The following is a 20,477-nucleotide window of genomic DNA, read 5'->3' as shown; positions in this document are numbered from 1 at the left end:
CGATGACGGGAATAAAGGAATAAGATTTAGTATTTTCAGAGAGCTGGGGTTGCTGGAAGCCCAGTAATACAACTTATTCCGACATCATCCCTGAGTGTTGAGCTGAACGGTCCTGACTTTAGTAGGCTCAATCGGGTGCATATACTTTTGAGCACCTGTTACAAAAAGAAGCGTTCTATGTTTTAGTGGATCGCTTCATAAGGCAGTATTCGTAAGGATACTGTAAAACCGGGTGGTACCGAGAAAATGAAAGGCCTTTTCTCCCCGATTATTCTGCTTATGTTTTCGTTTTTGCAGTTAATTCGTGGAGAATGGGCCTTTTTAACTATGCATAAAGATTTATTGTCAGATTCCGACGTTTTACCAACAAAATTTTCTGTTTATTTACAATTTCTATATTATAATACAAAAAAAACAAATCACTATTTTCCGACATCTACATTTAATTTTTACCCTTAAGGAGGGATTATGACGTGAAAGTAGAAGCAAAAAAGCTTGAGGTCCAAACTACAACAGAGCCGAGAACCGGTGCAGACCTTCTCATCGACTTACTGAAAAAAGAAGGTGTGGAAACGCTGTTTGGATATCCCGGGGGTGCCGTCCTTCCAATCTATGATGCCATTTACCGCGCCCAGGGTACAATCAAGCATATTCTCTTCCGACATGAACAAGGAATGATCCATGCAGCTGAAGGGTATGCCCGAGTTACAGGGAAACCTGGAGTCGTTCTTGCCACATCAGGACCTGGGGCGACCAACCTTGTGACAGGAATAACTGATGCGATGATGGATTCCCTGCCGCTTGTTATATTCACAGGTCAGGTTGCACGAAGTGTCATTGGAACTGACGCCTTCCAAGAGGCTGATGTTATGGCGATTACAACACCAATTACCAAACATAACTTTCAGGTTCAATCGATCGAGGACTTACCACGCATCGTCAAGGAAGCTTTTCATATTGCTTCTACCGGACGGCCTGGGCCAGTCTTAGTCGACGTCCCTAAAGATATTTCCGCCGGAGTATTAACGAATGAACCTGAAGAAGCGAGCATTAATTTACCTGGATACCAGCCAACAACAAAGCCAAATCCATTACAAATTAAAAAGCTTGCCGATTCGATTTCAAAGGCTATCAAGCCTGTAATTCTTTCAGGCGCGGGTGTTCTCCATGGGAAAGCATCTGCTGAACTAACGGCTTTGGCGGAAAAACACCAGATCCCGGTGGTCACAACTTTACTTGGACTTGGTACTTTTCCGGCAGATCATCCCCTCTCGTTAGGAATGGGTGGAATGCACGGAACATATGCAGCTAACACGGCCATTTACGAATGTGATCTGCTTATCAATTTTGGAGCCCGCTTCGATGACAGACTAACAGGAAATCTAAAACACTTCGCACCTTTTGCGAAGGTTGCCCATATTGACATCGATCCAGCCGAAATTGGTAAAAATGTTCCAACAAATCTCCCAATCGTTTCTGATACGAAAGAGGCACTTACTGAACTGCTTGATCAAGCGATTGAATCACCAAATTCTGCTGCATGGCTGGAAAAACTGAGCCAAAACAAGCAGGAATATCCGCTTTGGTATAAGCATGATCCAAACGGAATGTGTCCGCAATGGGTCATTGAAGCAGTCCATAAAGTAACGAACGGTGACGCCATCGTCGCAACCGATGTAGGGCAGCACCAAATGTGGGCAGCACAGTATTACACCTTTAAAGAGCCGCACCGCTGGATTACCTCTGGCGGACTTGGGACAATGGGCTTTGGCTTCCCTGCTGCGATTGGCGCACAAATTGCCGCACCGGATAGTACCGTTGTTGCAATTGTTGGAGATGGCGGTTTTCAAATGACACTTCAGGAATTATCGATTATTTATGAAAGAAACCTTCCTGTAAAAATCATTATTGTCAACAACGGCGCACTTGGAATGGTTCGCCAATGGCAGGAATTATTACACGGAAACCGTATTTCAGAATCGATCCTTCATACACAGCCTGATTTTGTCAAACTTGCAGACAGCTATTCGATTAAGGGCTATCGGGTTAATAATCAAGAAGAACTGATCACTGTTTTACCAGAAGTATTTGCTCATAATGGTCCGGTATTAGTTGATTGCCGTGTACTTCAACAAGAGAAAGTATTCCCAATGATTGCCCCTGGCAAAGGAATCCATGAAATGATTGGGGTGAAACCATGAAACGAATCATTACCGCAACCGTTCAGGATCGAGCCGGTGTACTCAACCGCGTTACTGGACTTTTGCAAAGACGGCAATTCAATATTGAAAGTATTTCCGTTGGTCCAACAGAAACGGAAGGTATTTCAAGAATGACCCTGGTTGTCGAGATTGAAGATGAACAGCGTCTCGAACAAGTGACAAAGCAACTCAATAAACAGATTGATGTTTTAAAAGTTTCTGATATTACTGATAAAGCAGTCGTTGTCCGCGAATTGGCCTTGATTAAAGTAGCCAGCAGCAGCCAGCTCCGCAGTGAGATTAACGGAATTATTGATCCGTTTCGTGCGATTGTTATTGACGTAAGTAAGGATAGCTTAGCCATTCAAATCACCGGCAAACCTGAAAAAATCGATGCATTACTAGAATTGCTTCGCCCTTATGGAATTAAAGAGATTGCCAGAACAGGGTTGACCGCCCTTTTACGCGGGCATCAACCGCAAGTAAACGAACTAACTCACCACACCCTACTAAAATAATAATTTACCTTGAAAGGATGATAGATCATGGCAAAAGTACTATATAACGGAGATATTCAAGAAGAGGTTTTACAAGGAAAGAAAATCGCAGTAATTGGATATGGTTCACAAGGTCATGCACATGCACTTAATTTAAAAGAGAGCGGTTTTGATGTGGTAGTTGGATTAAGAGGTGGAAAATCATGGGATAAAGCAGTTGAAGATGGCGTTGAAGTTACTTCAGTTGCAGAGGCAGCTGCAGCAGCTGACGTAATTATGGTTCTTCTTCCTGATGAAATGCAGCCAAAGGTTTACAAAGAAAGCATCGAACCACACCTTGAAGCAGGTAAAGCCCTTGTTTTTGCCCATGGTTTCAATGTTCACTTTAGCCAAATCGTTCCTCCTGCAGATGTAGACGTATTTTTAGTAGCACCAAAAGGCCCTGGTCATTTAGTACGCCGTACTTACACTGAAGGCGCTGGTGTACCAGCACTTTACGCAGTTTATCAAGACTACACTGGTCAAGCACGTGACCTTGCCCTTGCCTATGCAAAAGGTATTGGCTCAGCCCGTGCAGGTGTTTTAGAAACTACATTCCAAGAAGAAACAGAAACAGATCTTTTCGGAGAACAAGCTGTTCTTTGCGGCGGAACTACTGCCCTTATCAAAGCTGGATTTGAAACTCTTGTTGAAGCTGGTTATCAGCCTGAAGTTGCCTACTTTGAGTGTTTACATGAATTAAAATTAATCGTTGACCTTTTATATGAAGGTGGCTTTGAAAATATGCGTTATTCAATCTCCGATACTGCACAATGGGGAGATTTCGTTTCTGGACCACGTGTCGTAAATGCGGATACCAAAGCACGGATGAAAGACGTATTAACAGATATCCAAACTGGAGTGTTTGCAAAGGGCTGGATCCTTGAAAACCAAGCAAACCGTCCACAATTCAACGCAATTAATCGCGCTGAAAACAATCATCAAATTGAACAAGTTGGCCGTGAACTTCGTGCATTAATGCCGTTTATTAAAAACAAACCAGTAAATGCAAAGAAGGAAGTGGTGGTAAATGGTTCACGTTAACATCTTCGATACGACATTACGCGATGGCGAACAGTCCCCTGGTGTAAATTTAAACCAGCTTGAAAAATTGGAAATCGCAAGACAACTTGAACGGTTTGGTGTTGACATTATGGAGGCCGGCTTCCCGGCTTCCTCCCAAGGCGATTTTGAAGCAGTAAGAGCAATCGCCCGGAATATTAAAAATGTATCGGTCACAGGCCTGGCAAGAGCGACGAAATCGGACATTGACATTGCGTGGGATGCGTTAAAAGATGCTGCAGAACCAAGGTTGCATGTTTTCCTTGCCACCTCCCCTATCCATATGCAATATAAACTAATGAAAACACCAGAGGAAGTCACCCAAATAGCGGTAGACATGGTTTCATATGCGAAAAGGAACTTTCCTCATATTGAGTGGTCCGCTGAAGATGCATCTCGATCTGACCTTGATTTTCTTGTTCAAATAATTACAAAGGTTATCGATGCTGGTGCAACAGTCATCAACCTTCCGGATACAGTCGGGTATACCACACCTGAAGAATATGGACGCATGTTCCGCTACATCCGCGACAACGTTCCAAATATTCATAAAGCAGCATTATCTTGCCATTGTCATGATGACTTAGGGATGGCCGTTGCCAATTCCCTAGCTGCCATCGAAAACGGGGTTACACAAGTCGAGGGTACGATTAATGGAATTGGAGAACGTGCAGGTAATGCAGCTCTTGAGGAAATTGGAGTTGCCTTAAATATTCGTAAAGATAAGTATCCTTATACTACGAATCTCGTGTTAAAAGAAATAAAACGGACGAGTGACCTTGTCAGCCGCTTTACAGGGATGATTGTTCCTCCGAATAAAGCAGTTGTTGGAAAAAATGCCTTCGCACATGAATCAGGAATCCACCAGGATGGCGTCTTAAAAAATACGCTAACCTATGAGATTATTACACCTGAATTAGTAGGCGTTAAATCTAATGATTTAGTTCTTGGCAAACATTCCGGCCGCCATGCATTCAAAGATAAAATTGAGCAAATGGGCTTTGAACTCTCGGACGAAAAACTAGTCGAAGCGTTTACTGCTTTTAAACTATTAACCGATCGTAAGAAAGAAGTAACAGACGAAGATTTATTTGCAATTTTAACCGATATCCAAACAACAGCTGTTGATATTAAAAAATATGAACTGGTTGCCTTCCAAGTCCATTACGGTTCAGCAAACTTGCCAACCGCAACTGTGGCTCTAACCACTCCCGAAGGTATTCGCGTGGAAACGGCGCGCACAGGCTCAGGCAGTGTCGAAGCTTTAATGAATACCTTAGAAGCATTGATTAAAGAAGAAATCCATCTTACTGACTTTAGATTAAGCTCGATCGGTCAAGGACGGGATGCACTTGCTGAGGTTCATGTCAAAATGTCGGTGAACGGATCACCTGTAACCGGGCGCGGTTCAGCACAGGATGTACTGGAAGCTTCAGCAAAATCATTCTTAAACGCAGTTAATCGTGTATTTTTCAACCAAAATAGCGCAGTTAAAGAAACCGCTAATCTATAAAAAACAAACAAAAAATGAGGAGGTTGCTTCTAATGAAAAAACGAATTGTCTTACTTCCCGGTGATGGCATTGGTAAGGAAGTTATTAACTCTGCAAAAGACGTGTTAAATGCAATTGCTGAAGAATACAATCATACTTTTAGCTTTGAAAGCCATGAAATCGGAGGAGCAGCCATTGACCTTTACGGCACACCGCTTCCTGAAACAACCGTTAATGCTTGTAAACAGGCAGATGCGGTCTTGCTGGGTGCTGTTGGGGGGCCAAAATGGGATACCAATCCCTCCCATTTACGTCCTGAACGAGGCTTGCTTGGAATCCGAAAGGCACTTGATTTATATGCGAATTTAAGGCCGATCAAAGGATTTAAAAACCTTCTTCATGCATCACCCTTAAAGGAAGAAGTAGTCTCTGGGAGCGACCTCCTTATCGTTCGCGAATTAACTGGCGGCCTTTATTTCGGAACACCAAGTGAACGCCGCTACAACGGAAACTCCGTTGTAGACACGCTTGTTTATTCTCGTCAAGAGATTGAAAGAATTGTCGATAAGGGCTTTCAAGCAGCTCAGCAGCGCAGCGGTCATCTTACTTCGGTTGATAAAGCAAATGTACTTGAATCTAGTAAGCTATGGCGTGAAATTGTCGAAGAGAAAAAAGCTCAGTATCCAGATGTAGCCGTTGAACATGTTTTAGTAGATGCTGCTGCTATGAAATTAATCACTAACCCAACTCAGTTCGACGTAATTGTAACGGAGAATCTATTTGGGGACATTTTAAGCGATGAAGCCTCTGTTATCACAGGATCACTTGGTATGCTTCCTTCTGCTAGTTTAAATGAAAATGGGGTTGGTCTTTATGAGCCTGTTCATGGCTCTGCCCCAGACATCGCTGGTAAGGGTATTGCCAATCCAGTCGCAATGATTTTGTCTGCAGCACTGATGCTTCGCTATTCATTCCAATTGAATGACGAAGCAAAAGTGATTGAAGATGCTGTCCAATCGGTTTTAGATGCTGGCTTCCACACTGGTGATCTTCAAGTTGCAAATGGACGCCTTGTTGGGACAGCGGAAATGACAAAGCTTATTGCAGATTATATTAAATCGCAAAACGCTTCGAAATGTATCGCCAGCTGTTATTTTTAATGATTGATTGGGTGGGTAAATCGTCTTTGTTGCGATTTACCCCTAAATTTATCCAAAATATTTGTTAGTTAGTCACACAATAAAATTCATTAATGTGAGGAAGGACGCTATGCAAACACCAAAAAATATAATCCAAAAAATTTGGGAAAAGCATGTTGTACATCAAGAAGAAGGAAAGCCGGATTTATTATATATTGATTTACACCTTGTTCACGAAGTAACCTCTCCTCAGGCATTTGAGGGCTTGCGAATGAACGGGCGCAAGGTGCGACGACCGGACCTTACTTTCGCAACGATGGATCATAATGTTCCAACTCGCCAACGTCTTGTAATCAATGACCCTATTTCAAAAAAACAAATCGATACACTGCAAGAGAATTGCCAGGAATTCGGGATTACTCTCGCTGATATTCATCATCCGGATAATGGGATTGTCCATGTAATTGGACCTGAACTTGGTCTTACACAGCCTGGTAAAACAATTGTTTGCGGTGATAGTCATACCTCTACACATGGTGCATTTGGTGCACTTGCTTTTGGAATTGGTACAAGTGAGGTCGAGCATGTTCTTGCAACACAAACACTTTGGCAAGCACCGCCTAAAACGTTAAATGTCAAAGTGAACGGTAAGCTAGGTACTGGCGTAACTGCTAAAGACTTAATTCTTGCCATCATCGGTAAATTCGGTGTCCAATTTGGAACGGGTTATGTGATGGAATACACAGGGGAAGCTATCCGCTCTCTCTCCATGGAAGAGCGAATGACCGTTTGTAATATGTCCATTGAAGCGGGTGCTAGAGCCGGGCTTATTACTCCGGATGAAACCACTTTTGAATACTTAAGAGGAAGACGGCATGTCCCTAAAGGGGAAGCGTTTGAAGAAGCAGTTGCACAATGGAAGGCTCTTGCTACGGATGAAGGTGCTGCTTATGATCGGGTTGTTGAAATTGAAGCAACCGAAGTTGAACCACAGGTAACGTGGGGAACAAATCCGGGAATGTGTATTCCAATTACTGCCAATGTGCCAAACCCTGATGAAACTGAGAAGATAAGCGAAAAGGACGAGATTAACCGTGCGCTTGAATACATGGGCCTTGAAGCAGGTCAGCCTATTTCAAGTGTAAAAATTGACCATGTTTTCATCGGTTCTTGCACTAATTCGCGCATAAGCGACTTACGAAGTGCAGCTGAGGTTATACGGGGCTTAAAGGTCAGCCCATCTGTTACCGCCATCGTCGTTCCAGGTTCATTTAGCGTTAAGCTTGCGGCAGAAAAAGAAGGACTTGATAAAGTCTTTACAGATGCAGGCTTTGAATGGCGCGAAGCAGGCTGCAGTATGTGCTTGGCGATGAATGATGATATTGTTCCACCTGGGGAACGCTGCGCCTCTACTTCTAACCGAAATTTTGAAGGCCGTCAAGGTAACGGGGCCAGAACCCACCTTGTCAGTCCTGAAATGGCAGCCGCTGCCGCTGTTGCAGGCCACTTCGTTGATGTCCGACAATTCTCTGCAGCACAGGAGGTTAGATAATATATGGAACCGTTAAAAATACATCAAGGCCTTGTTTATCCATTAAACCGGTCAAACGTTGATACTGACCAAATTATCCCTAAGCAGTTTTTAAAGCGGATTGAACGCAGCGGCTTTGGACAATTCCTGTTTTATCATTGGCGTTTTGATGACAATGGAAATCTTCGACCTGATTTTTCATTGAATGATCCAAAATATAATGGTGCATCAATTTTGGTTGCCGGTGAAAACTTTGGCTGCGGCTCCTCACGTGAGCACGCTCCATGGGCTGTTCAAGATTTTGGCTTTAAAATTGTCATTGCCCCAAGTTATGCAGATATTTTTAAAAACAATTGTGTAAAAAATGGGATTCTCCCTATCCAGGTTAGTGACGAACAAGTTCAGTACATTATTAAAAAAGCTGAATCCGTGGAATACCAATTAACCGTAGACCTTGAGAATCAAGTGGTTTATGATAACGAAGGCTTTAAGGTTACATTCGAAATTGCCCCGTATCCTAAAGTCATGCTGCTGAATGGCTGGGATGAAATTGGTGTTACCTTGACATATGAGGATAAAATTTCACAATACGAACTAAGTAAATAATAAAAAATGAGCTTGGATACCCAGGCTCATTTTTTTATTATTTATTTAGAGAAAGCATGGGTGTTACAACTCGTTTAATATATTTTTATTCTCAGATTCTTCGTTAAAGGTTAAAGCCTCATCCACCGGCTCGTAGGATTTACCATAAAAGTGGTGATCTTTATAGGTGTGAATTGTATCATATGTTTGTTTAATTGCTTCAAAAATCATTTCTTCGGATTCATTATTTGGTGCCCAATAGAGAATTTCCATCCTATTTACCTCATTAGTCGCCAATGATTTCCTCTCATATCCAATGGACACGGCGTGCTCGAATTTTTCTCGTTTATAAAAATGGAGACGTTTTTCAGTATCGCTATCCTCATAATTGACTGGTTCCACTTCAAGAATGATCGGCTTCCCTTTTTGTTTTAACTTTTCCAATAGTTTATGACCTAGTCCCTCACCACGGGCATTTTTTGAAACAAATAAATAATCAATAAATACAAACTTATCTAGTTCTGCATACATTAAAACATGATTCGGTCCCTCATCCTTATGATAGATGTTTGATCGCTCTTTCAGTAAGGTTTCCATATGTGCTCTTGATTTCATTTCTTCAACAGGAAAATACTGATTCAACTTTTCATACCAATGCATGGACACACTCCTTAAAAACCAGGTAATTGATCCAGATTATTTTCTTTAATTCCGTCTGGCTCACTGCGGATGATGTCACGACCATATTTGTGAAAGACATCCACATGAGCGATCTTGCCAGCTTTCGCCTCATTCAAAGCCGTGATATAATCCAACTCGCGTCCAGCGCTTGTTTTAAAAGCGATAATATCTCCATCATCGTTCTTCCTGACGGAAACGAATACTTCTTTGCCATCTGGATTACTATCACCTGCTTCAATTTGGGCTTGCTGCTGACTCTCCTGCTTGTATTCTTCATAAATTTGTTCAAAATCTTTCTGTTCCATTGATTCCACCTCCGAACATTTGTTAGTATTTTTCTTTTTTTGTTAATTATCCCCCGCCAGACACCTCATTTACGTTTTTCATAATTAAAAACATGAGATAAATGACAACGAGCAAAAAAAAGCTTGTAGACAGGTCAAATTCTGTCCACAAGCTAATCTTTCCTTTTGTTAAAACTTCTGTGGGAACTGTTTGATGATTCCATCTGATAAGACGTCAGCAACTTTTATTAGGTGAATTTCCCCTTCATCAAACGCACGAATGTCTCCGTTCCAATCCTTTTTAAGTCTTGCAAGTACACTATTTGTAACCATCCTTAAGTCCGCATGTAACAACTGCTTCAATGCAGTGTTATTCCAATTTGGATTTGCACTGCTGAGGAATGCTGCAATATCATCCGCATTTTTGTACCATGCAGTATTATATTTTTTCAAATCAGCTTGGTTTTTGGTTTTGGCAGCTTCGAGGACCTTTCCGGCAAGCAGAATGTGTTCTCGTAACAATTGGGCAAGCTTGGTGCCTGCTGCTTCACCGTAAAAAGGTTTGATTGCATTTCCGATTTCATCTTGGTTTTTCAAAAGTCTAGCCAAAACCATTTGTTGGTCTTTAAGGTTTGCTTCTGCGCTAACAATATAACGGCTCGTCCAAATAGCATGCTCGATCCAAAGTCTTCTGAAGTTAAACTTTAGTTGGTGAGCAGACTCGCTCATGGTCTGCTTCTGGCTAACTGGTGGTGGGGGCGGGGCTGCCTTCACGCTAATGGCAGGTAGAATTAGGGCGATAGACAATAGCAATACGGTAAATTTTTTAGTTAATTTTTTCAAATGATAATCTCCTTCTAGTAATGTTAATTCAAAAAGATTTTTCCCCAAAATGAAAATTTTATTTATCGCCGAATAATGACATAATAATTTTAATTAGAATGTCCTTTGGAGTGAGAAACAATTGCTTTATTTAGAGAAAAACCATGATCCAAGAAAGAATGCTGCAATTCTAGCCCAATTTACAAACCAATTGGACCTAAAAAAGGCCATTCAAGAAACCGAGCAGCTTTTCAATCGAACACGAGGGAATGAAGCCTCTCCTCGTCAGAAGGAAATTCGACATTTAACCGGATCACTTCCTCAAAAAATGACAGCAGCTTTGTTCCGCCTTTTATCGACGACCGCCACTTCTGATGATCAAGTAAAGGTTAAGGTAGATCCTGAAGGAAATGTGTTTCCGGATTGGAAAGGTATGTTGGATGAAGAATACTTGAATTTACATCAGAATATGGTGAAAGAGGTCCATGTTGAAGATTTTGGAGCAATTGGCGATGGGAAGACGGATAACACCCTTGCATTTAAAAAAGCGATTGGCAACGGCAAAGTGAAAGTGATTGTACCAGCTGGGGTATTTATAACAAAGGGAATCCAACTGCCCTCTTGGACCATGTTTGTTGGTGCAGGAAAAGGTGTGACGACGATTAAACTCCATGATGTTGCCGATAAAGGTACTCGGCTCATTACTAACAAGAATCACTGGAAAGGGAATCATCATCTTTACGTCGGCTCCCTAAGTTTGGACTGGAATGTCGAAAGGCTTGGCAACGTGGCGAAAACAAGTACTTGGGGCAATCACTCAAGTTGCTTAACCTATGCAAATGTTACTTATGGCTGGATAAGGGATGTTGAAGGGATTAATCCAGGACTGCATTGCTTTGATGTTTCATCAACTCTGTACAATTATGCGGGTGACGGCTTTCGCGCCCGCAATGGCAGTAAGTATGTCTGGCTCGATAACTTGAATGGCTATGGCTTCGGTGATGATGGTATCACCACCCATCACAGTGATTATGTCTTCATCTCCCGCTGCCATCTGTGTGACCCAAGCGGTCGTGCCCACAAGAAAGGCTTTTCTAACTCTAACGGAATTGAGGTCGATGATGGTTCGAGGAATGTGTTGCTTGTAAATAATTCTTCTGCCCGATGCTTTGGCGGGGTGGAAATAAAAGCGCACGAAAATTCTTCAGCCGCTTCAAACGTACAAATTATCGGACATATTTCGGTCCACGATAACCGCTCGTTTAATTTCCGGCATATTGGACATCACAAAAGCACGGAGACTGAATCTCAAACTGCCTACAATATTAGTGCTACCAATCTTGTATCCATTGCGCCGATTTTTACTGAGTTATATAAAGACTCAACGCCGCGCGGAATGGTTGTCTCAGCTTATAAAAATGTAATCATTAACCATTTTACTTTGGTTGGTGACCCCGATTATGACTACAAAGGCCACCCGGTAATTGCCGTTCAGTATCGGGCAAGAAATGTGATATTAAAACATATATCTGTTAAAGATTTTAAAAAAGCGGGGAGCGATATTAAAGTATTCGGCGGCGAAAATCGAGCGGATTCAATTCAAATTTATGATTTGATGAGCCGAAATTCCGCACCAAAAGCGATCGAAGTCGGATTAGGGGTCAAAGATATTACCATTGAAAATGCAGAAAGCGTCGACAATTATTTGTGACGCTTTGCTTCTTTTTTTACTGTTATGTCATCGACTAGTTTTTCGGCCACTTTCCGATATAAATTACTCATATGAACGAGAGATGAAATCATTAATACCTGCTCAAGATACGGCGAGTTTCCTTTTTCATCCTCGGTGATTTCTTCTCTAACATCCTTTACTCTTTCCTCAATGTCTACTTTGAAATCCTCAACATTTTGGCGTGTTAAATTCAGATAACTCGTATAAAAAGAATCTAACTCCATCTCCTCTTTGATAATTTTTTGATTGATCCCTTGAAGGGTAACTTTAATATCATTAATGGATAAGGCCCCTTTTAGCTGGTAAATTAAGCTCATGAGGATCAGGTGTTCTTTTGAATATTTTTTATTATGGATTGGAAAAATGAGCTTTCCTTTTGCATAGTTATTGATCATAGTTTTGGTGAGGACTTTGTCGTCATCATTTCGTTTGGTATTCGTGAATTTATTTTCAAATAATTGAATCACCTGGTCCATATATAAATCGATCTGTGGTATCTCATCTAAAGCTAAGCTGGCTTCTAAGCCGAGTTGCTCAATAATTTGATTGATATTTTCCATTCATCTATCTCCGATCATGGTCTTTATTTTTTTATTATACCTAAAGATATATGCATTGACTAGATGTTGATATATCGTTATTATAATAAGTAGTTATTAAAACTACATGATGTGCTGGGAGGCATATAAAATGAATAATTACATTCGCGAACCTATCAACGGATTAACCCATTTAGCTGGAGCAGTTTTAGCCTTCGTCGGGCTCCTTGCGATGGTTATCAAAGCGGCTGCGACGACAAGTTCACCGTCTGCAATTACTGCTGTCATTATTTTCGGCGTTAGTATGATTCTGCTTTACTCGGCTTCGGCCACCTATCATATGGTAATTGCTCGCGATAAAGTCATTGCCTTTTTACGACGGCTGGATCATTCAATGATCTTCATATTAATCGCAGGTACGTATACTCCTTTTTGCTTTATCAGTTTGAACGGAAAAATAGGAGCGATTCTATTTTCAATTATTGCAGGAATTGCAATTAGCGGGGTTGTTTTTAAAATGGTCTGGTTTAATTGCCCTCGCTGGATTTCTACCTCCTTGTATCTAGCGATGGGTTGGATGATTGTGTTTGTATTCTCACCGCTAACTGGAAGCTTAAACCCGATTGGTTTATTTTTGCTCATCCTCGGGGGAATTTTTTATACGATTGGCGGGGTGATCTACGGTGCCAAACCTAAGTTCTTGCAGTCAAAATACATGGGCTTCCATGAGATTTTCCATATTTTCATTTTGCTAGGAAGTCTGGCGCATTTTTTAACCGTGTTCCTATATGTCATTTAATTTTTGGTGCATTTGAAACGCCTTCTTTTGATGGCGTTTTTTGTTTTTTGAAATAAACTTTTTAAAAATAGCACAAAATAATAGGAGGACTATTAATAAAGCACCACAAAAAGATAGAGGTGTTCATGTTGTTTCGATTGATTTCTCAACTGATTGTGATTGGGCTTTGTTCGATGTTATTTGGATTTGCCTTTAATACGTTTCTTATTCCACATAAACTAACTTCCGGTGGTGTAACAGGCATCGCCTTTTTTATTCACCATTTTTTACATATCAATACTGGCTGGATTATTTTGCTGATCAATATTCCCCTATTTTTAGTAGGATTAAAATATTTAGGAAAAAAATTCATTTTGCTCACTGGTTATTCCGTTATTGTTTTATCATTCAGTATGAAATTTATTCCAATTCATCCAATTAGCAATGATATTCTTCTTTCTTCCATCATTGGAGGGGCCCTTTATGGAATTGCGGTAGGAATAATCATTCGGATTGGAGGCTCGACTGGAGGAACGGATATTGTTAGTCTCACTCTTGCGAAAAAAAGGAACTTACAGGTTGGCTTTTTAAATATTTGTATGAATTTTTTAGTGGTGGGGATTTCCGGGCTGATTTTTGGATGGGGCATCACACTTTATACGATTATCGCCATTTATGTGTCTGGTCGTGCCGTTGATATGGTATACACTAATCAGAATAAATTAACCCTAACGATTGTGACGGATAAGTATGAAGAGCTTACGGATGCCCTCATTCATTTGCATGCACGAGGGGTCACGGTTACGGATGCAGAAGGGGCATTCACCCATAAGCCCAAAAAGGTGTTAACCACTGTGATTACCAAATACGAATTAAATGAAACAAAACACACGATTAGAACGGTGGATCAAAAGGCCTTTGTGAACATCATGCAAACGATGGAGGTAATGGGGCGATTCCGACGAGATTAAAGAGGGCCGATGCTCATGGAGATTAAGATTTTTCGGTTGAAGGGATTAGTCGTATTACTAGTTACCGCTGGGCTGATTTTTCATCCTTCAAGGCATCATACGCGACCTATGGTTACCATTGGACCGATTCTTCATCCTTCACGGGCATCATACGCTTGAAAGTCCTCCTACTTCATCGTTCCATTCCAATTAATCTACCAAGTTCCTCCATCAATACCAAGGCGTGATTATGGACCTTTTCCTTTGCTCCATAGAGGAGTGTTACTGGACCCTCAGCTTCCATTTCAATGATTTGCCGGATATATTCCCGCTTTTGTTCGTCCGTGCGAAGCTCATCAAGGTATCTTCTACTAAATTCCTCAAACAACTCAGGCTTATGACAAAACCACTTCCGCAGCTCACTGCTTGGAGCTAGATCTTTAAACCAAAACGAAAGCTTCGCCGCATCCTTCGAAATTCCCCTCGGCCATAAACGGTCAATTAAAATTCTACAGCCATCCATTTCCTCATAGGGCTCATAGATCCTTTTCATAAAAAGATTAGACATAATAATTCACCTCATTCTTATATTAGTTTTTGTGTCCACCCCGTATGTACAAACCCATAGATTTGTCCACGAATGGTGTCAGGCACCAACATTGAAATGGTATCAAATGCGACCCAGTTAATCTTCGTCTTTTACGTCGATACTTTCTGGAATGGGTTCGTTCAGGATTTCTTCGATTAGTTGTTTGTATTTTTCCATTTGTTTTAGGTGGGTGCTGAATTGTTCTTTGTAGATTAGGTACTCTTCCCCGTCAAATAGGGCGCGGATTTTCTTTTGTTGGATGAGGCTTTTGACAGTTGCCTCAGGAACCGATAAATATTCTGCTGTCTCTTTTATAGTAATGTACAATATGATTACTCCTCTTTTAATAAATTGATTTGTCGGACAACCCGGCCAGCTTTTCCCATTGTATTTCCCGCCTGTGACAATGAATTGAGTATCGCTTCCTCTGTTGCTTCAGCCGTCGCTGTAAAAAGTTGATTCATCATCGGATGATCCTCACGGAGCTGGCTGCGGGTTTCAATCTTCTCATCTGAGTAATGAGGAATTTTATGTGCCGTGGAAAAAGCGATGACTATATCCCCACTGCCATGACTAAAATGACTGCCGGTTCGACCGAGACCAATGCCGCAGCGTTTCGCCAAGCGCTGCAATTGCCGATCACTTAACGGGGCATCGATTGCTAAGACAATGATAATCGAGCCATCCGAAGTTTCAGATAAACCTTCGCTCTCTGAATAGCGATATCTCTGCAGTTCTTCCTTTTTACCAAAATTGCAGAGGACAAGGCAGCCAACTGTGTAGTCCTCAACCATACGTGAAGAGGAACCAATTCCCCCTTTATAACCGAAACAAATCATTCCCTTGCCTGCCCCGACTGCCCCTTCAACCGCCCGGCAATCCGATGCATTCTTGATTGCCTCAACTGCATGCTCAGGTTTAACAGGAAATAAACGAATAGAATTTAAGTAGCTATCATTGCATTCCCCCACTACTACGTTAACAGTTCCTGTCGTGTCACCAATTTCTTGATTCTCCTCTAACATGTATTCCAGCACTCCTTGTGTGACAGCTGGTACCGCGAATGTATTCGTTAGCATGATGGGCGATTCAATAACTCCAAGCTCATTTAACTGAACAAGACCAGTGGTTTTTCCAAAGCCATTAATGACATAACTCGCTGCGGTTACTTTTTCTTTAAACAAATTGCCCTTATGTGGCAGTATCGCCGTTACACCTGTACAGGCATACTCTTCCCCAGACTCATTAAGAGGGTAGTCAAGTGTTACATGTCCCACCATCACATCTGCAACATCCGTTATACAGTTTTTCTTGCCAGTTGGCAGCTTGCCAACGATGATCCCTTTTTCTCTAACTTTCATGGTCTAAATCCTGGCCGATGGTCAAGAAAGTTTTGATAGGCAAATCCGCGGACCACTTCTTCACTATAATATTTTAATAGTTCATTAATAAGATTTTGGCTCTTAGAGGCGTCTTCCAAATTAGTAATAAATGTTGAAATCCCATCAAAATCCGAGCCGAATCCAATTTGTTTTACCCCACCCAATGAGCAAAAGTGATCGATATGTTTAACAAGGTCTGGAATCGTCACTTCGCCAAATTCTCTTACAAAAGGTGGATGGTAAACAACATGAATCAACCCGCCTTTAGCAAACATCGCCTGCGCCTGCTCATCTGTTAAATTACGTAAATGGTTGCAAAGTGCTCGAGCATTCGAGTGGCTCGCAATCGGATACTTGGCTAATTCAATGACTTCCCAAATCCCCTTGTCGCTTAGGTGAGAAACATCGGTCAAGATTTGATGCTCGTTATTAAACTCGACAATTTCTTTTCCGAACAGCGTCAGCCCCGCGCCTCGCGGTTCACCAGCGCCATCAGCGGCAAGATTGGCTTGGTTCCATGTCAAACCAACGGAACGAACACCTAGTTGATAGAGAATATGGAGCCTCGATAAATCGTTCCCAATTGGATCCACGCCTTCAAGTGTTAACATTGCGCCAATCTGACCGATCTTTAAGCGATCAAAATCCGACCATTCTTTGATATGGACCATGTCTGGATTTTTTCCAAGCACTTCCTTGTAAAAATAATCGATTTGCTCAAGGACAACCTGAAATTTCTGGTCCCCCTTTATTTCGGGTTCAATAAATATGGCAAAGCATTGGACTTTGATTTGGCCTTGCTGTAATCGTGTTTTATTGGTTTGTAACTCCGGCGCATCAGCAAATCGTAACGTACCATGCGCTTCTTGGAGTTTCATTAGGGCATCACAATGTAAGTCAATGATATTCATTTAGCAAATCTCCTTTTTATAAAAATTTTAACACAACAAAATGGGCTAGGTTGATACAAACCCAGCCCAACACAAATTTAATGATTTATTATAAATTAATTAGTTTGATTCCGCCATCATTTTTATACTTGGGAGCACCTTGTCCCAAATTTCTGCACTTAAATCGCGGAATTTTTTCCCTTCAGGCATCACAGAAAAATCCCCTTGTAAAATATGTAGAGTAGTCTTTCCATTGTCCTCAGACAAATGGAAGGTGATCCCGTCTTCTTCCGTGACAAGTGCCTTTTCCTCACTCCGAACATCAAATACAGTAAACCGAAGGAGTTTATTCTTCTCGAGAGCCGTTACATTTCCTTCAACAATGACGGTCCCATCCTCCCCTTTCCATAGGACAGGACTTCCGAGCTCCCAAGTGGAATCGAGATGAAACTGTGGTCCGCCGCTTGAAAATTCCGTCGCCCAACGGTTATTATACTCACTGACCGTAAGAACATCCCATACCTTTGACGCTGGAGCATTGATTTCAATCGTTTGGTCAACAAAAAGCTTACTCATTTCATTCCTCCTCAAATATAGGCATTATAGATATTCTCATTATACTTCACTGAAAATCCTAACTACAATAATTCCAGTAAAGACAAGAAAAAATCGGCGATGGTTGATACACCAGCCGATTAATATTTTCTTAGAAAAACAGGTTCTTTTTCCAATACTTTGATCCTAATGATTTCATGGCAGACATGTAAGACTTTTTCTATATTCTGTGTGGTATTCGCCAATGCCCTTAGCGCGAACCCTGATACGGCCAGTATCGAAATACCAATTCTAACATCAAGGAAAGTATCGAGAATTTCTTGCAACTCTTCTACTAAAGCAGGATTGATACGATAATCAATAACAATCATCGTCCCAAAATGAGAAAATCCTTCCATCATGCCAATCCCTTTAAGATCATTGTCAGGTTGAAGTTTTACATGATCAAATAAAATAAGTTTGTCTTCCATATAAATTTCCATTTTTGCTTGGAGTAAGTCATATTTAAAAAGTGTCCCATCAGGAGCCCAGCCTGGAGTAAAAATATCTTTGCATATAAGGGAAGAGTTTTGTTCCATTCGAATGACCGTACGCTGCTTGAAACAAGCATGCTGGTAAGCAATGACTGGATCTGGCAGATATTCTAAAACACTTCCGCTTTTCAAATGAATGTCCATTTCCTGAAAAGCCGGAGAGGTTCGTGTTTTATATATTTTAGTAGAAGATTGGGTGGTAACAACCACCTCAGCATCCTCTTCCAAAAGGATGACCGTTTGGTAGGAATCACCATCAATGTATCCCCCACCCGGATTCATCACATAAATATAGGCTTCGCCGCCTCCTGTTAGGTAAACAGGTCTAGTAATTTTTAATGCACCCTCTGAGTAGGATTCTTTTAAAATCGTTTTCTTACCTTTTCTTGCACCTGTTAGCCGCAAATATCCGGTCCGCTGTTCCACCTACCCTAATCCTTCCAATAGCGCATTTAACTTGAGCCACTCAATAACCTCGTTCACACCAACATCCTCTTTTAAGTTTGTAAAGATATATGGCTTCTTGCCTCTTGCCAGCTTTGTATCTGCCTCCATGACTTCTAAGCTTGCTCCTACATATGGAGCTAAATCAATTTTGTTGATAATAAACAGATCAGATTTAATCATCCCTTGGCCGCCTTTACGCGGAATTTTTTCACCTTGGGCTACATCAATAATATAAATAGAAAAGTCTACGAGTTCGGGACTAAAGGTGGCAGCTAGGTTATCGCCGCCGCTCTCGACAAAAATAAGTGATAGATTCGGATGTTTCTCCTTTAGCTCATCAATTGCAGCAAAATTCATGGATGCGTCTTCCCGGATCGCCGTATGCGGGCATCCTCCTGTTTCCACACCAATAATTCGATCCTCTGAAAGTACACTATTTTTTATTAAAAATTGTGCATCTTCCTTGGTGTAAATGTCATTGGTTACGACCGCCATGTTATATTCATCTTTGAGGTATCTCGTTAATCGCTCCACAAGCAACGTCTTCCCTGCTCCAACTGGTCCGCCAACTCCTATACGTATCGGTTCCATCGTTACCCCTTCTTTCATCATTTTTTAGGACATAAACAAACGGGTATGTAATCTCTCGTGACGCATTTGTGAAATTTCAATTCCAGGGGCCACAGCTCCAAAGTCATCTGCATCCATTTCTTCAATTATCTCTGTAGTCTTTTGTAAATAGGGGTGTAATTCTAAAAGAATACGTTGACCGGCTGTTTGCCCAAGTGGTATCCCTCTTACACCATTCTGAATAAGGGTCACCATACTTGAATATAGGAAAGTCAGTATTCCTTGTCTTTTCTCGATTCCTAAGTACTGGTAGATAATCGAAAAAGCAATTCCAGGATGACCATACGCCTCCTTGGCACGTATCTTTTTTAGGTATTCTTCTAATAATGGTATCGAATATAAATCAATTCCCATTCGAATCAATCTTTCTCCAATCCTTCGGTTTGCCTCTCGTGCTTCTTTAGGGATATTCTGGACAAACAATTTTTGATCGAGCACCCATAGCTCTGGCCTATCATTTTTTTGTAAGGCGTCAAAGGTCAATCTGCAGGCAAGTCCGTCCGTATAGGCGATTTGTTTTTCCAAGTAAATTCGAATCCATTCAAAAAAGGTTTCCTTACTATCGACGATTTCTTCCTGGATGTAGGTTTCCAATCCAAATGAATGAGAAAAAGCTCCCGACGGAAAATTGGAATCCCCTATTTGCAATAAGGACAAGAGTTGATTATCCATGGGAGTGACCGATATGCCGGAATGCCTTTTTCACTTTTCTATCTTCCCTTGCGTATGGAATCTCTAATTGTTTCAGCAGTTCTTCCACAAGGTAATCATATTGGACGAGCATCACCTTGCCTTCAAATTGTGCAGGCAAGTGGCGGTTACCCAACTGATGCGCAATTTCCCCCATTTGCTTAAAGCTTGTCGGATGAATTACCAGCAAGTCGTCATTCGTGACAGTGACAACGATCATATTTCGGTCATCCATGAATAATACATCGCCATCAATCAGGTCTTTTGGTTCCTTCAGCCGGATGCCAATCTCTTTACCGTGGTCCGTTGTCACCCGCTGAATTCGCTTCACTAAGTCATCGCTTGATATATATACTCTTTCAATGTGGCGGCCAGAGGCTGTGATTTCATCTACATTTCCTACGATTTGTTCAATGATCATGATTTTCC

At 41.4% G+C, this 20,477-nt stretch carries 23 protein-coding genes; 10 read left to right on the top strand and 13 right to left on the bottom strand.

Going from position 1 to position 20,477, the window contains the following annotated elements; genetic code table 11:
- Window positions 1-473 precede the first annotated feature (473 nt).
- The 7 genes from ilvB (at window position 474) to leuD (ending at window position 8,567) form a co-directional block, all read left to right on the top strand.
- Window positions 474-2,201, top strand: a complete 1,728-nt coding sequence (gene ilvB, locus CCK98_RS05810; protein ID WP_088085710.1) for a biosynthetic-type acetolactate synthase large subunit — start codon at window positions 474-476, stop codon at window positions 2,199-2,201.
- Complete coding sequence (gene ilvN / locus CCK98_RS05805; protein ID WP_088085709.1) at window positions 2,198-2,719, top strand: acetolactate synthase small subunit; 522 nt, start codon at window positions 2,198-2,200, stop codon at window positions 2,717-2,719. Before ilvB ends, ilvN begins: the two co-directional genes overlap by 4 nt.
- A gap of 27 nt (window positions 2,720-2,746) precedes the next feature.
- A complete protein-coding gene (ilvC, locus tag CCK98_RS05800) occupies window positions 2,747-3,781 on the top strand; it encodes a ketol-acid reductoisomerase (protein WP_088085708.1) in 1,035 nt (344 codons plus the stop codon).
- A complete protein-coding gene (locus CCK98_RS05795; protein WP_088085707.1) occupies window positions 3,768-5,312 on the top strand; it encodes a 2-isopropylmalate synthase in 1,545 nt (514 codons plus the stop codon). Before ilvC ends, CCK98_RS05795 begins: the two co-directional genes overlap by 14 nt.
- A 32-nt stretch (window positions 5,313-5,344) precedes the next feature.
- The gene (gene leuB / locus CCK98_RS05790; protein ID WP_088085706.1) at window positions 5,345-6,451 is read left to right on the top strand and encodes a 3-isopropylmalate dehydrogenase; all 1,107 of its coding nucleotides are present in this window, start codon (window positions 5,345-5,347) and stop codon (window positions 6,449-6,451) included.
- 109 nt (window positions 6,452-6,560) lie between these two features.
- Window positions 6,561-7,982, top strand: a complete 1,422-nt coding sequence (gene leuC / locus CCK98_RS05785) for a 3-isopropylmalate dehydratase large subunit (RefSeq protein ID WP_088085705.1) — start codon at window positions 6,561-6,563, stop codon at window positions 7,980-7,982.
- Window positions 7,983-7,985: 3 nt separating this feature from the next.
- Window positions 7,986-8,567, top strand: coding sequence for a 3-isopropylmalate dehydratase small subunit (gene leuD, locus CCK98_RS05780; RefSeq protein WP_088085704.1), 582 nt, complete (start codon window positions 7,986-7,988; stop codon window positions 8,565-8,567).
- A gap of 63 nt (window positions 8,568-8,630) precedes the next feature.
- Here leuD and CCK98_RS05775 read toward each other — a convergent pair whose 3' ends face one another.
- From CCK98_RS05775 to CCK98_RS05765, 3 genes are all read right to left on the bottom strand, one after another.
- Window positions 8,631-9,206, bottom strand: a complete 576-nt coding sequence (locus CCK98_RS05775; RefSeq protein ID WP_088085703.1) for a GNAT family N-acetyltransferase — start codon at window positions 9,204-9,206, stop codon at window positions 8,631-8,633.
- An 11-nt stretch (window positions 9,207-9,217) separates the two neighbouring features.
- Window positions 9,218-9,532, bottom strand: a complete 315-nt coding sequence (locus CCK98_RS05770; protein WP_088085702.1) for a DUF3892 domain-containing protein — start codon at window positions 9,530-9,532, stop codon at window positions 9,218-9,220.
- 168 nt (window positions 9,533-9,700) lie between these two features.
- Window positions 9,701-10,354: a glycosyltransferase gene (locus tag CCK98_RS05765; protein ID WP_088085701.1), complete on the bottom strand. Its 654-nt coding sequence runs from the start codon at window positions 10,352-10,354 to the stop codon at window positions 9,701-9,703.
- Window positions 10,355-10,475: 121 nt separating this feature from the next.
- Here CCK98_RS05765 and CCK98_RS05760 point away from each other — a divergent pair, with 121 nt between their 5' ends.
- On the top strand, window positions 10,476-12,044 hold the full coding sequence (locus tag CCK98_RS05760) for a glycosyl hydrolase family 28-related protein (protein ID WP_088085700.1): 1,569 nt from the start codon (window positions 10,476-10,478) through the stop codon (window positions 12,042-12,044).
- On the opposite strand, the gene CCK98_RS05755 is transcribed toward CCK98_RS05760, so the two are convergent.
- Window positions 12,035-12,625, bottom strand: a complete 591-nt coding sequence (locus tag CCK98_RS05755; protein WP_088085699.1) for a DUF1836 domain-containing protein — start codon at window positions 12,623-12,625, stop codon at window positions 12,035-12,037. The genes CCK98_RS05760 and CCK98_RS05755 overlap by 10 nt on opposite strands.
- Window positions 12,626-12,755: 130 nt before the next feature.
- Here CCK98_RS05755 and CCK98_RS05750 point away from each other — a divergent pair, with 130 nt between their 5' ends.
- Both CCK98_RS05750 and CCK98_RS05745 read left to right on the top strand, forming a co-directional pair.
- On the top strand, window positions 12,756-13,403 hold the full coding sequence (locus tag CCK98_RS05750) for a hemolysin III family protein (protein WP_088085698.1): 648 nt from the start codon (window positions 12,756-12,758) through the stop codon (window positions 13,401-13,403).
- 125 nt (window positions 13,404-13,528) lie between these two features.
- Entirely contained in the window at window positions 13,529-14,353 is an 825-nt protein-coding gene (locus CCK98_RS05745) for a YitT family protein (RefSeq protein WP_256942266.1), read from the top strand.
- A 172-nt stretch (window positions 14,354-14,525) separates the two neighbouring features.
- Here CCK98_RS05745 and CCK98_RS05740 read toward each other — a convergent pair whose 3' ends face one another.
- From CCK98_RS05740 to ureE, 9 genes are all read right to left on the bottom strand, one after another.
- Window positions 14,526-14,900 carry a DUF488 domain-containing protein gene (locus CCK98_RS05740; protein WP_088085697.1) on the bottom strand — a complete coding sequence of 125 codons (375 nt, stop codon included), beginning with the start codon at window positions 14,898-14,900 and terminating at the stop codon, window positions 14,526-14,528.
- A 117-nt stretch (window positions 14,901-15,017) separates the two neighbouring features.
- Window positions 15,018-15,248, bottom strand: coding sequence for an excisionase family DNA-binding protein (locus CCK98_RS05735; RefSeq protein WP_088085696.1), 231 nt, complete (start codon window positions 15,246-15,248; stop codon window positions 15,018-15,020).
- A gap of 5 nt (window positions 15,249-15,253) precedes the next feature.
- Window positions 15,254-16,282, bottom strand: a complete 1,029-nt coding sequence (locus tag CCK98_RS05730; protein ID WP_088085695.1) for a P1 family peptidase — start codon at window positions 16,280-16,282, stop codon at window positions 15,254-15,256.
- Window positions 16,279-17,214 carry a dipeptidase gene (locus tag CCK98_RS05725; RefSeq protein WP_088085694.1) on the bottom strand — a complete coding sequence of 312 codons (936 nt, stop codon included), beginning with the start codon at window positions 17,212-17,214 and terminating at the stop codon, window positions 16,279-16,281. The genes CCK98_RS05730 and CCK98_RS05725 overlap by 4 nt, the downstream gene beginning before the upstream one ends.
- A 99-nt stretch (window positions 17,215-17,313) precedes the next feature.
- Window positions 17,314-17,769 carry an SRPBCC domain-containing protein gene (locus tag CCK98_RS05720; protein ID WP_088085693.1) on the bottom strand — a complete coding sequence of 152 codons (456 nt, stop codon included), beginning with the start codon at window positions 17,767-17,769 and terminating at the stop codon, window positions 17,314-17,316.
- A gap of 119 nt (window positions 17,770-17,888) precedes the next feature.
- On the bottom strand, window positions 17,889-18,707 hold the full coding sequence (locus tag CCK98_RS05715) for an urease accessory protein UreD (protein WP_088085692.1): 819 nt from the start codon (window positions 18,705-18,707) through the stop codon (window positions 17,889-17,891).
- Window positions 18,708-19,319, bottom strand: coding sequence for an urease accessory protein UreG (gene ureG / locus CCK98_RS05710; protein ID WP_088085691.1), 612 nt, complete (start codon window positions 19,317-19,319; stop codon window positions 18,708-18,710).
- Between the two features lie 24 nt (window positions 19,320-19,343).
- Window positions 19,344-20,030, bottom strand: a complete 687-nt coding sequence (locus CCK98_RS05705) for an urease accessory protein UreF (protein ID WP_088085690.1) — start codon at window positions 20,028-20,030, stop codon at window positions 19,344-19,346.
- Complete coding sequence (gene ureE / locus CCK98_RS05700; RefSeq protein WP_088085689.1) at window positions 20,023-20,469, bottom strand: urease accessory protein UreE; 447 nt, start codon at window positions 20,467-20,469, stop codon at window positions 20,023-20,025. The genes CCK98_RS05705 and ureE overlap by 8 nt, the downstream gene beginning before the upstream one ends.
- Window positions 20,470-20,477 lie beyond the last annotated feature (8 nt).

The sequence above is a fragment of the Bacillus sp. OV166 genome, assembly GCF_900177675.1.
Taxonomy (GTDB): domain Bacteria; phylum Bacillota; class Bacilli; order Bacillales; family Cytobacillaceae; genus Neobacillus.
This window is presented reverse-complemented; position numbering and strand designations above follow the sequence as displayed.

What these genes read in the sequence shown, in the direction of transcription:
- leuD (WP_088085704.1), top strand. Translation starts at nt 7,986, where the DNA reads ATGGAACCGTTAAAAATACATCAAGGCCTTGTTTATCCATTAAACCGG.
- CCK98_RS05795 (WP_088085707.1), top strand. Translation starts at nt 3,768, where the DNA reads ATGGTTCACGTTAACATCTTCGATACGACATTACGCGATGGCGAACAG.
- CCK98_RS05745 (WP_256942266.1), top strand. Translation starts at nt 13,529, where the DNA reads ATGTTGTTTCGATTGATTTCTCAACTGATTGTGATTGGGCTTTGTTCG.
- CCK98_RS05740 (WP_088085697.1), bottom strand. Translation starts at nt 14,900, where the DNA reads ATGTCTAATCTTTTTATGAAAAGGATCTATGAGCCCTATGAGGAAATG.
- ilvC (WP_088085708.1), top strand. Translation starts at nt 2,747, where the DNA reads ATGGCAAAAGTACTATATAACGGAGATATTCAAGAAGAGGTTTTACAA.
- CCK98_RS05705 (WP_088085690.1), bottom strand. Translation starts at nt 20,030, where the DNA reads ATGGATAATCAACTCTTGTCCTTATTGCAAATAGGGGATTCCAATTTT.
- ureE (WP_088085689.1), bottom strand. Translation starts at nt 20,469, where the DNA reads ATGATCATTGAACAAATCGTAGGAAATGTAGATGAAATCACAGCCTCT.
- leuB (WP_088085706.1), top strand. Translation starts at nt 5,345, where the DNA reads ATGAAAAAACGAATTGTCTTACTTCCCGGTGATGGCATTGGTAAGGAA.
- CCK98_RS05755 (WP_088085699.1), bottom strand. Translation starts at nt 12,625, where the DNA reads ATGGAAAATATCAATCAAATTATTGAGCAACTCGGCTTAGAAGCCAGC.
- leuC (WP_088085705.1), top strand. Translation starts at nt 6,561, where the DNA reads ATGCAAACACCAAAAAATATAATCCAAAAAATTTGGGAAAAGCATGTT.
- CCK98_RS05730 (WP_088085695.1), bottom strand. Translation starts at nt 16,282, where the DNA reads ATGAAAGTTAGAGAAAAAGGGATCATCGTTGGCAAGCTGCCAACTGGC.
- CCK98_RS05750 (WP_088085698.1), top strand. Translation starts at nt 12,756, where the DNA reads ATGAATAATTACATTCGCGAACCTATCAACGGATTAACCCATTTAGCT.
- CCK98_RS05720 (WP_088085693.1), bottom strand. Translation starts at nt 17,769, where the DNA reads ATGAGTAAGCTTTTTGTTGACCAAACGATTGAAATCAATGCTCCAGCG.
- CCK98_RS05725 (WP_088085694.1), bottom strand. Translation starts at nt 17,214, where the DNA reads ATGAATATCATTGACTTACATTGTGATGCCCTAATGAAACTCCAAGAA.
- ureG (WP_088085691.1), bottom strand. Translation starts at nt 19,319, where the DNA reads ATGGAACCGATACGTATAGGAGTTGGCGGACCAGTTGGAGCAGGGAAG.
- ilvN (WP_088085709.1), top strand. Translation starts at nt 2,198, where the DNA reads ATGAAACGAATCATTACCGCAACCGTTCAGGATCGAGCCGGTGTACTC.
- CCK98_RS05775 (WP_088085703.1), bottom strand. Translation starts at nt 9,206, where the DNA reads ATGCATTGGTATGAAAAGTTGAATCAGTATTTTCCTGTTGAAGAAATG.
- CCK98_RS05770 (WP_088085702.1), bottom strand. Translation starts at nt 9,532, where the DNA reads ATGGAACAGAAAGATTTTGAACAAATTTATGAAGAATACAAGCAGGAG.